Annotated in this window: 18 protein-coding genes; 3 read left to right on the forward strand and 15 right to left on the reverse strand. The window is 38.7% G+C overall.

Annotated elements, in window-relative coordinates; genetic code table 11:
• Positions 1-9 precede the first annotated feature (9 nt).
• From GM920_RS16685 to GM920_RS16710, 6 genes are all read right to left on the reverse strand, one after another.
• Positions 10-1,743 (reverse strand): DUF4091 domain-containing protein, encoded by a 1,734-nt coding sequence (locus GM920_RS16685; protein WP_182959576.1) that lies wholly within the window; start codon positions 1,741-1,743, stop codon positions 10-12.
• Positions 1,744-1,896: 153 nt separating this feature from the next.
• Entirely contained in the window at positions 1,897-2,082 is a 186-nt protein-coding gene (locus tag GM920_RS16690; RefSeq protein ID WP_182959578.1) for a hypothetical protein, read from the reverse strand.
• Positions 2,083-2,109: 27 nt separating this feature from the next.
• On the reverse strand, positions 2,110-2,400 hold the full coding sequence (locus tag GM920_RS16695) for a hypothetical protein (protein ID WP_182959580.1): 291 nt from the start codon (positions 2,398-2,400) through the stop codon (positions 2,110-2,112).
• Between the two features lie 288 nt (positions 2,401-2,688).
• On the reverse strand, positions 2,689-2,880 hold the full coding sequence (locus GM920_RS16700; protein ID WP_048905418.1) for a cold-shock protein: 192 nt from the start codon (positions 2,878-2,880) through the stop codon (positions 2,689-2,691).
• A gap of 121 nt (positions 2,881-3,001) precedes the next feature.
• Entirely contained in the window at positions 3,002-3,259 is a 258-nt protein-coding gene (locus tag GM920_RS16705; protein WP_182959582.1) for a hypothetical protein, read from the reverse strand.
• 97 nt (positions 3,260-3,356) lie between these two features.
• A complete protein-coding gene (locus tag GM920_RS16710; RefSeq protein WP_235964561.1) occupies positions 3,357-3,590 on the reverse strand; it encodes an Hsp20/alpha crystallin family protein in 234 nt (77 codons plus the stop codon).
• Between the two features lie 358 nt (positions 3,591-3,948).
• Between GM920_RS16710 and GM920_RS16715 the strand changes: the two genes are divergently transcribed.
• On the forward strand, positions 3,949-5,223 hold the full coding sequence (locus GM920_RS16715; protein WP_235964562.1) for an ice-binding family protein: 1,275 nt from the start codon (positions 3,949-3,951) through the stop codon (positions 5,221-5,223).
• A 486-nt stretch (positions 5,224-5,709) separates the two neighbouring features.
• On the opposite strand, the gene GM920_RS16720 is transcribed toward GM920_RS16715, so the two are convergent.
• The 5 genes from GM920_RS16720 to GM920_RS16740 form a co-directional block, all read right to left on the reverse strand.
• On the reverse strand, positions 5,710-6,216 hold the full coding sequence (locus GM920_RS16720; protein WP_182959584.1) for a hypothetical protein: 507 nt from the start codon (positions 6,214-6,216) through the stop codon (positions 5,710-5,712).
• Positions 6,213-6,776 carry a CHAP domain-containing protein gene (locus tag GM920_RS16725; RefSeq protein WP_182959586.1) on the reverse strand — a complete coding sequence of 188 codons (564 nt, stop codon included), beginning with the start codon at positions 6,774-6,776 and terminating at the stop codon, positions 6,213-6,215. Before GM920_RS16725 ends, GM920_RS16720 begins: the two co-directional genes overlap by 4 nt.
• Positions 6,695-7,066, reverse strand: coding sequence for a hypothetical protein (locus tag GM920_RS16730; RefSeq protein ID WP_182959588.1), 372 nt, complete (start codon positions 7,064-7,066; stop codon positions 6,695-6,697). Before GM920_RS16730 ends, GM920_RS16725 begins: the two co-directional genes overlap by 82 nt.
• Before the next feature lie 86 nt (positions 7,067-7,152).
• Positions 7,153-7,800: a DUF6266 family protein gene (locus GM920_RS16735; RefSeq protein ID WP_182959590.1), complete on the reverse strand. Its 648-nt coding sequence runs from the start codon at positions 7,798-7,800 to the stop codon at positions 7,153-7,155.
• Positions 7,801-7,984: 184 nt separating this feature from the next.
• Positions 7,985-8,239, reverse strand: a complete 255-nt coding sequence (locus GM920_RS16740) for a hypothetical protein (protein ID WP_182959591.1) — start codon at positions 8,237-8,239, stop codon at positions 7,985-7,987.
• 447 nt (positions 8,240-8,686) lie between these two features.
• Between GM920_RS16740 and GM920_RS16745 the strand changes: the two genes are divergently transcribed.
• Positions 8,687-9,370, forward strand: coding sequence for a DUF4369 domain-containing protein (locus tag GM920_RS16745; protein WP_182959593.1), 684 nt, complete (start codon positions 8,687-8,689; stop codon positions 9,368-9,370).
• 11 nt (positions 9,371-9,381) lie between these two features.
• Here the strand turns inward: GM920_RS16745 and GM920_RS16750 are convergent, their stop codons facing one another.
• The 4 genes from GM920_RS16750 to GM920_RS16765 form a co-directional block, all read right to left on the reverse strand.
• Positions 9,382-9,555, reverse strand: a complete 174-nt coding sequence (locus tag GM920_RS16750) for a hypothetical protein (protein ID WP_182959595.1) — start codon at positions 9,553-9,555, stop codon at positions 9,382-9,384.
• On the reverse strand, positions 9,512-9,673 hold the full coding sequence (locus GM920_RS16755; protein WP_182959597.1) for a hypothetical protein: 162 nt from the start codon (positions 9,671-9,673) through the stop codon (positions 9,512-9,514). The genes GM920_RS16750 and GM920_RS16755 overlap by 44 nt, the downstream gene beginning before the upstream one ends.
• A gap of 2 nt (positions 9,674-9,675) precedes the next feature.
• Positions 9,676-12,093, reverse strand: coding sequence for a hypothetical protein (locus GM920_RS16760; protein WP_182959599.1), 2,418 nt, complete (start codon positions 12,091-12,093; stop codon positions 9,676-9,678).
• Between the two features lie 263 nt (positions 12,094-12,356).
• A complete protein-coding gene (locus tag GM920_RS16765; protein WP_182959601.1) occupies positions 12,357-12,827 on the reverse strand; it encodes a helix-turn-helix domain-containing protein in 471 nt (156 codons plus the stop codon).
• A gap of 202 nt (positions 12,828-13,029) precedes the next feature.
• Between GM920_RS16765 and GM920_RS16770 the strand changes: the two genes are divergently transcribed.
• Positions 13,030-13,665: a hypothetical protein gene (locus GM920_RS16770; protein ID WP_182959603.1), complete on the forward strand. Its 636-nt coding sequence runs from the start codon at positions 13,030-13,032 to the stop codon at positions 13,663-13,665.
• The last annotated feature ends 5 nt before the right edge of the window (positions 13,666-13,670 follow it).

Here is a 13,670-nt window from a genome sequence, read left to right on the forward strand (position 1 = left end):
TATTAATAATTACGGATTAAGCAGTGGTTTTACTTTGATCAACATCTCATCAGCGGTCGTATTCGCCAAAGATTTAATGTCGAAAGTAGCCAAAGCCTTATTTAGCTCATTCAACTTATCAGTCTGCTTGTTTTTAGTGTACAATGCTCTTAAGTACTTGATTTTCTCAAAATCCTGTCCACCTTCAACCAGTTTTTCAAACCTCATAGAACTCAGCGGACCAGGGTAAACCTGATAAGTATCGCCAGCTGGCCATGTGGTGAAACGGCTGTCTGCAATTGGATTTTTTGTCCAGCTGTTATAAGCCCATCGTAAATAACCATCTAAGTTTTTATTTGCCGTATACCAGCCCATCCAAACCCCTTCTGCTGGAGAAGAGAACGTAAAGCCATTTGGATAAGGCTCCGTGCAGCAAGTGTACCAAGTGCTGGTTTGCCCTTTTTGCTGACGTTTTGCTAAAGTGGCTGCTGGAAAATCCAATCTTGAAGCGATGCAATAAACATCAATATCCTGCTCTATTTCTGGATGGTAATCTCCAGCTAAAGCAATCTTCCAGTCTTTATTGGTTTCCTTTAATAGTTTGATCACCGATTTCATCGCATCCATCGGTCTCTCGTCCATGGCAATGTAAGTTTTGCTAAACCATCCTTTTTGTTTCAAATGTTTGGCAAAGTCGACAAGCATCGTTTTCCAGAAAGCATTATAAGCCGGTGTACCAATCGCATCTTTAAAAACCGCTTCTTTTTGTGAAGCTTCATCATAATAAGTAAAAGCGATTTTCCAAGGCACCATACTGTAACAGTTGATGCGTTCCGTAATGCCACAGTCCATCACAAAGGCGATATATTTATCAAATAAGCTGTAATCATATTTCCAACTTCCATCCTTTTTCTTAGTCCATTTAATCAGACTCGGATAATCATCATAAGTCTGATGTCCCCATGGCTCGTCTACAATACTTGCAGTAATGGTTTTTTGACCTGCATTGGCTAACATCTCGTAATACTTTTTCATGTGTGCATAATGCTCAGCACTCCAAAGTGGCACATTGTGCACGCGGGCAATGGCTGCTGGATGTTGCCATAAATCTAAATCATAGTGCCATTTATTAGGACTAGGCAATGTTTTGTCTAATACCTGAATGGTTATAGGTAAGGAATAATCCTGATCTCCTTTGATCTTAACTGTGCCTTGATAATTTCCAGGCTTTGTATCAGCTGGCACTTTAATGCTCAACCAAACTGGTTTGGTATTATTTTTTGCTATTGAAGCAGATTTAGCATCTGTATCGATCATATCGGCTACATACGAAGAATCGAAATCTGCTGCTTTTCTGTGACCACATCCATCCTTAAACTCATCGGTCATGACATATTCCAGAAAACCAGTTGCCATATTTTCCTTTTTAATGGAATTGCCCTTGTTGTCTTTCAAATCAACAAGTTCTACACGAATATCCTTCAAATCTTTATTTGCCCATAACAGTATTTGTGTATGGATTTTCTCACCTTTCCAGGCTTTTGCTTGCCAGGTCTTTTCTATGCTAACTTTCGGTGGTAATTCTCTTGCAAACCGTGTATTTGAGGATGCAAAACTTACATTCAATCCATTGGGTACTTTAGCCCATTCCTGATCGATAATTTCCTTGCTTAACAATGGCTTTTTTTGCAAAGCTAAGCTTACGTCCTGGGCCTTGATGTTTAAACACAAAAGGGATAGACAAATAAAAAATAGGTGCTTCATAACTCTAAGTTAGCCATTTAGGAAAGACAGCGAAACCTGCATCGTATCAGGTTTGTTACGCAAGCGTTTGTCTTAATGTAACAAAACAGATAGGTTGTGTTTTGATGAGCTCCTTACCTTCCAGATTGTTAGTTTCAACTTGAATCGATACATTTAGGTATAAATGTAACGCTTATCAAAAAACGGGAAACAAATTGGATGTTGATATGATAAAGACTGTAATTTTCTCAGTCTTTCGGCTTCATTTAGGTTACTGTTGATTTCGGCAACCAACATATTACAAATTTCTTTATCTGTAACTGATTGCAAATCGTTATAAGACTGTATGTCTATATTCATTGGGGTTTATTTTGATGATGATCAAATTCATCGGCAATATTCCTTTACCAGCATTTCCCATTCTTCTGCTAACGAAACCTGGGATTTGGTCTTCCCTGCCCTTTTATACCAATAGTCTGCGTTCCAAATGTCGCCTTCTTTACGGTGAAGATAGGCATGGATATGGGCAGAGCGCTGATCAGTTAATTGATCAATTAAATCATAGGCAGTTTTCCAATCACCAGTTCCATCATACCATAAGGCCTGCATATAAGAAGGCAATCCGGGGGTCAACTGAACATCAATTACAGATTGTTTGAAATCAATTACATCGATCATATACCAAATATAACGACAAAGAGTTGAACTTTAAACTTTAGCACGGCCTGGATTTGAACAATAAAAACCCGAAAATAAAATCAATACACTCTGAGAATCTATATCTTCCGTAAAAATCAAAAACATCAAGCTCTTGACCCTAAGCAGTCCTCATGCAAACCAGTCCTTTCCCCTTCCTAACTAAAATGTTTATTCCCATACAGCTCATCCGGAATCACAGGCAAAAAACAGGGCAAAAAAAAACACCCACAAAAAGCAGGTGATTCATCAATTATGAAGGAAATCTAATTAGCTGATTTTAACATTAATTGCGTTCAAGCCTTTTTTACCTTGCTCGATGTCATAGCTTACTGAATCATTCTCACGAATATTGTCCATTAAACCAGAAGAATGAACAAAGATTTCGCTATCACCATTAGCTGGCACGATAAATCCAAAACCTTTTGTCTCATTGAAAAATTTTACTGTTCCTTGTTGCATTATATTATATATTAATTATATTCAAAATATAAAATTTTATTTCAAAATAATAAAAAAAAATAGAATTATATTTTACCAGATAATTATGAAGCGAAATATTTTTTTGAGATCAAATTCATACCTAAATCTCCAGATTCAGCCGTTTAAAGACTTCTTTGGTGACCAGCCGTACATTCGTTGAAAGCTGTTCATAACTGCAATGCCGCAGTCCCTGAGGAAAAGGAACACCATTCTCCCGCTTTACCAAATCTATAGTAATCACCGAATCTACAGAGACCTCCTCGTCTGCAAACAGGGAAGTGTAAAGTCTCCGGGCAAAAGCCTCGTCATGACCAAGATGAAAACAACCATAAGTTTCGATGCCTTTAAGTGTTTTCATGTTCAGAGATATTTCATAACTCGTTTCCATAACCATAAACAAAATGAAATAAAAGAGCCGAAGGCAGCTCATGGTATTGGTCTAAATCAAAAACGTATTACTTGATTTCAATCTGGCGGCTTTGCATTTTAGCCTCTTCACGTTTAGCGATATCGACGCACAATACCCCATCCACATACTTCGCCTCAATGCCATTCGCATCGGCAGCATCAGGCAGCGTGAAAGAACGCACAAACGAGCTGTAGCTGAACTCCCGTTTATTATAATTACGCTCCTGAACACCATCTTCCGAACTACGTTCTACAGAAATACTCAGCATAGTCTTTTTCAAATGGCTTTTAATTACTGGCAGTGTTAAGTACAATCTAAGCTACTTTACTCATAACTGTCCTACAAACAGATCATCAAATTATTTTACAATTGAATTATTCTAATTTATAAATAATTGACGATTTACATAATTAGCTAATTTAATCTCTCTTAGGGAACGTTAATTGGAAAAGCACGCTAGCTGCGTAACGTTATTTCTTATTGTCGGCGGATTTAGTGAAAGTACCCAGGATTAGTTATTTCAGAAAAATCACAGGCACTTCCTTTGCAAGTGCGGCGGTACTTGAAGACTAATCATCTCCTCCTATTTTTTCAAATTACCAAACCGTTGGAAGATTATCCAAGTTTATCGAACAATTATGAAAACCAATTTTACTCAAATCCAGGGGAGCAATTCCCTGCGCAAGCTCCCACGCCACTCAAAAATGTATCAAATGTTATTTTTGGGCGCTTTAATGCTTTTCACTTTTATTGGTGCCTGTAAAAAAGATGATTCAACAATCATCCCTACAGTGAGCCTAACGGCTAGCCCTGCTATTGGTGGTGTGCTTACAGGAGCAGGTGCATTTGCACTGGACTCATCCGTTGCGATTACCGCAGTACCTAATACAGGGTATACATTTTCCAGCTGGACAGAGAATGGCGAAGTAATTTCTACTAGTTCGGCTTACCAGTTTACCATTACAAAGAACAGGAAATTAGTTGCAAACTTTATGGCGATCCCTCCGGGTAACTTTGCAGTCAACTTATCATCCAGTAACGCTGCAGGTGGTACAACCACTGGTTCCGGCGCTTTTCTTATTGGTACTTCTGTTAAAGTAGTTGCGGCTGCCAATGCAGGATATTCTTTTGTAAACTGGACAGAAAATGGTAACCCAGTATCTGCAAGCTCAACATACCAGTTCACAATTACTGGAAACAGGAACCTAGTTGCGAATTACAAGGCCATAATCCCGATTGGGACAAGTGTTATAAACCTGGGGACTGCAGGCGATTTTGCAATATTGACAAAATCAGGTATATCTACCACTGGTACTACATCAGTTACGGGTAATATAGGTGTGAGCCCGGCGTCGGCAACGGCAATTACAGGCTTTGGGTTAATTATGGATACCAATGGGCAATCATCTCATACGCCAATTGTAACCGGCAAGGTATATGCATCTGATTATGCCGTCCCAACTCCTGCTAATATGACAACAGCGGTCAGTAATATGGAAACCGCATTTACAACTGCTAATGGTTTAGTTACCCCAGCGCCTATCGTAAACTTATATGCCGGCGATGTTAGTGGCAGGATATTAACTCCAGGGCTTTACAAATGGTCCACCGGTGTATTGATATCAAATGCAGGCGTAACCTTAACAGGCGGGCCTAATGATACCTGGGTATTCCAGATTGCGCAAGACCTTACAGTTAATAATAGTGCTAAGATCACTTTGTTAGGCGGGGCCCAGGCCAAGAATATATTCTGGGTGGTTAGTGGACAAGCTACACTTGGAACTAATACTGATTTTAGTGGGATCATTCTGAGCAAAACACTTATCTCTTTAAATACAGGAGCAAAAGTTACGGGCAGGTTATTGGCACAAACTGCCGTTACTTTAAACGCCAGCACAGTTATTCAACCTTAGTCACTTTACGACTGAACGGTTATCATTGATATAATTTCAAAAAATTAAGTTCTAGAATATTTAAAGCAAGCCGCTATTAATTTAGCAGGCTTGCTTTAATTGTTTTTTCAATACACAGAAAAGAATTGCCCGACAGGGAGTTTAATGGCTCCATCATTGTTGGAAAAAAGGGGTAAAATTGTCATGCACTCAGCTTCACTGAGCCTGCAACAACCCGCTAAATGCCGTAATACAATTAAATAATGTGAACCAAAAAGGTTTAAGCGGCACACTAGCTAATAAAGATGGAAAGGTTTTTATTATGGTTTACGATGACGCCGTTAGAACAATTGTAGTCGGCAGAATTGGCTTTGGCAGAGTGATCATACCAATCGACAAAGTCAAGAATAAAGTAACTGAAATTAGGGTTCAGCTATACCCATTTGGGACGGAAAATTGATATCCGATGAATTGAAAAAGGCCGGTTTTACATCGGATATCATTTATCTACACATAGACCCTTAATTTCCAAACATTCCTTAGGCCCCAAAACAACAGTAACAACACCGGGATAAGCAACAGAATCCACCATTGCGATTTGGTAACCCTTACCCGCTCCTTTTGATCAGCTGATACTGTTTTTACTTGCTGTTCATGGACTAACACCCTCTTATTTACTTCTTCCAGCTTCACCTGTTCTTCCAAAATCTTACGTCCAGATTTCGACGTTTCTGTCAGGACTACCTTTTCTGCAGTTCCCCAAAAACCAGTAGATGGAGAATAAGTAAACTCCCCCTTAGGCCAGATGACAACCGTTGAGGAGGAATTTAAAGAATCATCGCTTAGCGACATAGACCAACCAACACTTTGATGACTTGCATTCAATTCTGCATTTTTAACAGATTCCTCTTCAGATTTCAACGCAGACCTAAGCGTACCGGTCTCTGTATTTTGGAATATGCCACAGCCATAAAACACCAGGATAAACAACAGTATAAAATACGCGCGCCTCATGACTTGTTCTCTTGTTTAATCCAATTTGCAAACCTGGCAACCGTACGCTTATGCCTTCTCTTTCTAAACACCCCATCACCTTCCCTGCTCCCCTTTAAATTCGTATTGCCTTCCAGCGTGATCACCCAATCTGAACTCAGCTGCTCCACCAAACCCGCATGAGCTATCCGCTTTAAAGCCGGGAAATAAATCCCAAACACATCTCCCGGAAGCGGCAATTTGGTTAAACGCCGGAAAGGAAACAAAGAAGGCGTCCAACCCAGGCGAGGTTGAGCAAGCCCGGCTTTACTATAAACCCAACTTACAAATGCGCCACACCAGGCATGGCCCTTTCCCAACTGGATAACCTTTAAATAAGCCTCCACCCTAACCCCATCATTCTTTCCCGTTAACTCACGAACGCCCAATTCCCCCATTGCAATCGCAACAATCCTTTTCCTTAAGACGGTCTCCTCCTGATTGACATTGATCGCTGTACTTAGCAGATGGCGATCAGGCAGCCGATTCCCGCAAAAAGCAAGGATACAAAGCATGCCCATAATAAACCTAGCTGTTGCCATAATTCCATTTTTTTAAACTGTAAAACAATGATGTCTATTTTTGGAAGTCCTAAGCCATTCCACAACCATTGAAGAAGCAAAAAACTCATTCCAACCATTATTAAAAAGGCGATCACACTGAGTAAGAGCAGTAGCCAAATCCCCGGATCTATATAACCCGCATTCACATCCAAAATCATGATTAACCGTTGTCCCATTGGCCATAACAATAGCAATAGAACTAGTAGTAATCCCATTCTGAAGCCTGTGCCTAACATCAATTCAGGCATATATATACTCGACTGTTTCATCGTTTTATGATTTAATTGTCCAATTATTTAATGATATTCTTGAAAGAACACCCACCAGCTTTCTGACCGGTGGGTGCAGCAATGATTTAGGCTTTTAAAAGATTACCTGCATACTGCGAGTCAGAAACCAGTAAGCCATCTGCACTGGTAAAGTATGCGTAGCATTCAATCTCCTGGCCATTAAAAATGTAAGGAATTGCGAAATCACAGGTCAGTTCAGATCTCTCAAAGGCTTTTAGCAATCCTGTATGACGATCCAAAGCAGGACAATAAATCAGGAAACTCACAAAATCAGTATCCTTTGCCTCCTTATTATTCACATCTTTGATCCAGGAGAAGGTTAGAAAATTTGGATCAGCAATTGAATTAATTACCTTCATATTTTGAGCACCTGCCAGCTTCCCACGACTAAAAGTCAATTTCGTATAGTCGATTTCTCTATTCGGAGAAACTCCGGTTACTGCAAATTTCAAATTGTATTCTACCGCAGCACTCCTGGCCGTCTGTCTGTAAGAACGTTTTCTAAATCCCTCTTCTATGGGTTCATTCCAATGGGTAACGATACTGTTCATTCTTCCGAATATATCCTGCTGATTGAGCTGGAAGGCTGTTGCCGGTTTATTAGATTTATGTGGTTTAACAGCAAGGATGTTTTCACCGTTAACATAACGTCCTACGTTATTTCCTACTTTGCCCTGGAAGTCGCTCCATGGGCCTGCAAATAATTTTCCCATTTTTGGTTAATTTTAAGTTTTACTGATCTGTTGAATCGTAAGTTGCTTGCAAGCCGCTTTTTCCGCGGCGCCACGGAAATCGCTTTAAACATTACAATTCAAACGTATGGATCAGGAAACTAAAAACCTAACACACAGCGCATTGTGGCACAAACTGGGATTCATTGGGATAACTTGGTTTAATTTAGGAGTCTGAAGGTTCAAGAATTGAGGACTTTAGATAAAAAGTCCGCCCAACAATCTTCTTTTTCTTCCAGGCACACTCCTTTACTTTCCTGTAAAAACTGCTGGGACTAATTTTCAATAAATTCATGACACCCTGATTGTCCAGCCATACTTCTTCCTCTTTAAGCTCCGGCTCTTGTCTCAAATAAGCTTTCTCTTTCAATAGGAGTAACTTATTCAAGATCCGTTCAATCCTTATTAGTGTCATTTTCATAATGGTTGGGATTTAAAAGAGGCAAAATTGAACATAGCTGTCGCCATGCCTATAAAAATGGCCTCCATAGTTAATAAATAGGGTTGATTAGGAAGATAGATGATTTTTTAAATGCGCATTAGCGCTTACTTCGGATTGAGGTACCTGATCATTTGCTTGTGTTAAATGTTAAAAGAATAGAAATCCCCCCAAATAGCAAAAATCGTTTCGCTAGAATACCTCAAAAAAGACATTAAAGCAAACAATTACGATACTAAAAAGCTAATAAAACACCAATTAATACTATTAAAATAAATATAATAAATTACTTAGCAAAACCTAAGGATTTTAAAACTTTAACGAATAATATTTACTGAATCATATGATAATGGCATTAACGAATGTGTATAATATTGGTAATTCAAACCTAATCGATAACTTTAGAATTAAATCGAACATATATTCAATATGAAAAACCTCTCCCTAACGTTATTGATATTATTAATTACTTCTACCTCATATGCACAAACCTATACACTAAAGGGGGACGTAAAAAACCTTCAATCCGACAGTCTTTTTATACTCAAATACAATGGTTCAAATTTATCCGGCGCAAAGATATCAGTTACTCAGGGTAAGTTCGAGTATACTGACAGTGTAGCCGAACCTTATTTCATCCAGATTCTTAAACTTAAACCCGGTACAAACTCCACCGAAGGCAAGGTTATTGAGTTCATGGTGGAACCTGGAGTCATGCAAATAACAGGTGATGCCAGTTCTTTTGAGCACATGAAAGTTTCCGGTTCAAAGAGCGATGAGGTTTTAAAAAAATACTTACTGGAAGACGAGAAACTTAAAAACCACTGGGAAGCGCTAAAGATCTCGTATGATCATGCAGTAGCAAAAAAGGACCTGATCAACAAAAAGAAAATAGGCATTGAACTAAATGCTGTACTCTTAAAAAAAAGGGTTCCTTTATTAAAGCAATACGTCAAAGCAAATGCTAAAACTACTATTGGCGCATTGCTTCCTAATTTTTGCATTTTAGAAGATGCACTTAAAAAAGAAGACTATAAGGAAATGTACGAGATGTTAGACCTCAAAATCAGAAAAACCGGTTACGGTCAGCGTGTTCTGGCAAGGTGCAAATAAGGACAGAATCTTTATGGAGAAACGCTGATATCCTTTCTTCTACTTTCCGGAGCGGCATTGTCCACCATGATATTCCCAAGGCTGTCCTTCTTTTTCGGCAAGCCTGGAATCGTAGAGAGCATCGCGGTCCAACCCTTTTTATCAGCCCAAACTCCCATTACCAATCGGAACATTCCCTGTTTCATTTATAGATGGCGTATCGAAAATAACACGATAATTATCCTGATCCTTTTGTGCATAAACATCGAAAGTAAACGACTGCACCAGAATCGACAACAACACTAAGCATATAAATCTCTTCATTACTATAATTTAACTTTCTCTGCTTCCATCCTAGTGATGTATCGAATGATAACGGCAGGGGTTTCATCCGAAGTCGAATCACAAGCAAACGCTATCGCAGATTCACCCTGAGGCAACACCGCTTTCCCCTCCGTACTCAAGGTCTTTAAAACCTTATAATTCTTATCTGTCAGTGTCGCATTGCCCTCATGATCTAACAATAGGTATTGACCTGATGCAATGGTTCCTTCAATTTTTATCACCCCTTTTGGTGTAGTAAATGAAGGGTTAGAGATCGCACCATCCCCTTCCACTTTAAGACGAATGCTGAATGTACTTTCCTTTGGCGAATACCAGGACCAATCGGCTCCTCCTGGTTGTCCCGGTTGCATTCCCGCTAAATCACAGGTAAATGGCTTTGATATATAAAGTGGGTGTAATAAATAATTCTTTTCGTCTACCTTTTGAAGATGCCATTCTGTTGACGGATCCTTTAGCCGTTCCATTTGATTTGCAGAAAATGCTTTCACAGCTCTTAGCTCATCCCAATTTTTCATGGCCTCCAATAGTTTGTCAATCTGGCCATGATTACGCAAGGTTTTCATATTGATGGTCATCGCATATCCAGCATCAAAACCTGCTGATTCAGACAGCGCCCACTCCAAATCTTCTAAGGTAGTGGCTTCAAACTTACGCTCTGCCGTTCTCACCAAAAACCATCCCAGCATCCTCGGAAACAGGTTTCTTTTAAAATACTCCTGATTTTTGATCCTATTCTCCACCTGACCTTGTCTCATTGCTTCCCCCCAAGGTTCCCCCCAATTCATTCGGGTATGGATATGCCATAAATAGTGGTCCAGGCGACTGGCGTCATTTATTAAATCCGACTTATCTTTAAGGTTATTATAGTATTCCGTGATAAATTTAGCGGTCGCATAATAATCGTGACCGGTATACATACTTCCTTCCAGGCCATCAAATGAGATCTGTTTGATTCCAGTTTTATTAAAAATCTCCGCTAGTCGCTGTGCAAATTCGTCTTGTAATTCTAAATCTGGAAACAAGGTTTTATAGGGATAATCCCATAGTTTATACAATGGGTTTTGTTTTGAATGTACCGCCTTACGCGTTCCAAATGCTCCACGAGTACATTTCGTTAATAAAATCTTGTCACCAACTACTTCATATTTTCCAAAAGTGATGAGCTCATCCTCTATTTGCAGCGCATTCAAGGAAAGTGGCATTTCAAAAAGATCAGATTTTAAAATCTCTATATCAGTTCGGTTGCTATCTAAATCGTTAACCAATGTTAACACCCCTTGTTTCAATAACTTTTTACTGGGAATAGGCGTAACATAGGCATCAGTAGTGGTTAGAAAATTTGTTAAGGTATGAATACCCACATGTATGCCCTTTGCTTTTGCCCGGTCAACTAGTTGTTTAACGCCTTCATCACCATTTTTTACAAAGGAAGGTTTCCAGTTAAAATGCCCCCAGGTTGCGAATGGATCTGTATGGTATATATTTTTAAACCCCGCCATTTTCGTTTTCTCCAGCACAAAGTCAAAATCGTCTTCTGAAAAATCTGATATCAAATAAGAGCCCATTGCTGCCCTGGAAATTTTATCCCATTCTCCATTAATCATAGGGTGAGGAAGTCCTTGTTCCAACTCTATTTTGCCGATTCTTTTTAGAATATCACTTCTTAGATCTCCAAACAATGCAATCTTCGCACCCTCAATTTTGGCATCAGGACCTTTAATCGGTAAGGTTAGCGAATTTTTGATTTGTTGCACTTTCCTAAATTCCTGATTTTCCCTATTCCTGGCTGACAATTGAAATACGGTTCCGGTTTTGGCATCTACTGCAGCTAAATTATAAAAGGGTATACTGGCCACAGACAAGTCTGTATTATCACCTCTATAATTAAAGGCTTTGCTGTATTTTTCCGCTAATTCCTGAGGAATTCCACCATTGGTTTTAATATGTAAAGACTGTACTCCAAATGCAATATCATTCTGTTGTGCAACGCCAACTATTTCTCCAACTACCTCATTGATATTGACTTTCAAAGGTCCAAAAACAACCGCTTGATAGGATTTATTAATGGATACAATTTCATAGACTATGGCTACCGGCGTTTGACTTACCTTAAGTATTATTTTCTCACCATCTTCCATCGTCAATGAAAATTTATCTCCGTTTACCTGCAAGGATTTGGGCAAGACCAGCAAACCATTTTTAGCCGCGGATAATATTGGATATTGTCCATCAGATAGGATTTCTTTCCCTGAAACTAGGATCGACTTGTAAAATCCCTTCTCGTCGATACTGACCTTCGTTTGATAGGTTTTCAAATCAACCGCAAATAAAAATCCAGGTAGCGAGAACAGCAGTACCATCATCGCGCATTTTAAAGTCTTGTTCAATTTTAAATCCATTCCTTTTGAAATTTAAATCTTTATCAATAAAAGGTCTTTTTAATGATAAGTTTTTTAACCATCGATACCGTTTCGTTAGTTTATCAAAGAAAGCTGATTTTCAATACACATCTTTGATGAAATTGCCAATTTATTCAGTGATTTTGGCACAGGAATAGGCGGAGAATATTTCCTAGATACCTCAACAGCTTTATCTTGCTATTCCAAAATAGAACAGCAAGATTTCAAACGGCTTATTTAAACAAAGACAGAAAAAAATGTGCTTATCCCAGCTTAGCGGAAAGAATTTCGTTCTTTTCCTTTTCAACAGACAGCAACCTTTCGTAAAGATTTGTGTTTTTACTATAAAGCATTTTGAGGTTCTCCATCGCTTCAATCAACTGATCCACTAAATTATACCTTTCAGGATTCGTATTATTGTTAACTACACTTAAACCGTAATCCCCTTGTATAGTTCCGTTTGCACTATCAATAAATGTATTAAAGTAATTAATCGCTGCTTCTTCAGTAAAATTCTCCAACACCTCCACCGGTATCTTTAAAGCAGTGGCCACTAAGATCAACACCTGTTGCTCTACAACTTCTTTCGCTTCTACCAATGAAATCCTCTTTTGATTCCATTCGGCACCCATTACTTCCGCCAATCCTTCTTGTCTTAGCCCTAACATTTCTCTAAACCGTTTAACATTTTTACCCTGATGAACTTTTAATTGATTGTTTCTTGAATCTTTCATAATAACGCCTTTAAGTTTAAATACAAGTTAAATAATAAAACTTAAATAAACAACAAAGAACAAAACAATAACCAGTAAATTACAAATTAAGCAATAACTTAAATAGAACAAACAAATGCATGGTTTAGAATCTCAGCTATATAGTTATTCGTCTCATCCATTAGGGAAGAATTAACAAACCATTCATTTAAAAATCAAAGACATGAAAACAGCAAACACTACACAAGAATTCGATTTCAGTTACCTAAACAATGATGAAATTGACAACCCGCTGCATTGCATCGGCTATTTTTTTACCAAACAAGTATACATAGAAGAACTTCGCATCGACATCCACAACTGGGTAAAAACAGCCTGTTCCCTTTCCAACGATCAGTTTGGAGACCCGGATCAATTTGCCGTCATCCATCAGCATTGCACTAAACTTTTGGAAATCGCCTATTTATTAAACCATGATGATATCGACCTTAGAATTCACAACTATCATCCTATTTATCGCCTTCACAACGATTGTTTCGCATGGCATGCCGAGAATAAACAAACGCTCAGCTGTCCGGATTTATATTACAGAAACCTGGTAGGTGACGAAATCAATGATGTTAAAACATTCTTTGAAGATTTGTTCGAGTTTATGACTTTAGACCAGTGGTACAAGATTCTCGATCTGCTATTTATCCATTCTAAACAGGAAACTAGCTTTACACAGCAGGAGCAATATGGCCACTTGATCATTGAGATTCTATCCTATCTGGAAAAAGTATTAGAATCTATTTCGGTGGTTTATGAAACCAAAGCCCTTCCTTACATTAACAGCTACTACCCTGAACTTCTTGACTAGCTCCA

This window comes from Pedobacter gandavensis, from assembly GCF_014172405.1.
In the GTDB taxonomy this organism is placed as follows: Bacteria; Bacteroidota; Bacteroidia; order Sphingobacteriales; family Sphingobacteriaceae; genus Pedobacter; species Pedobacter gandavensis.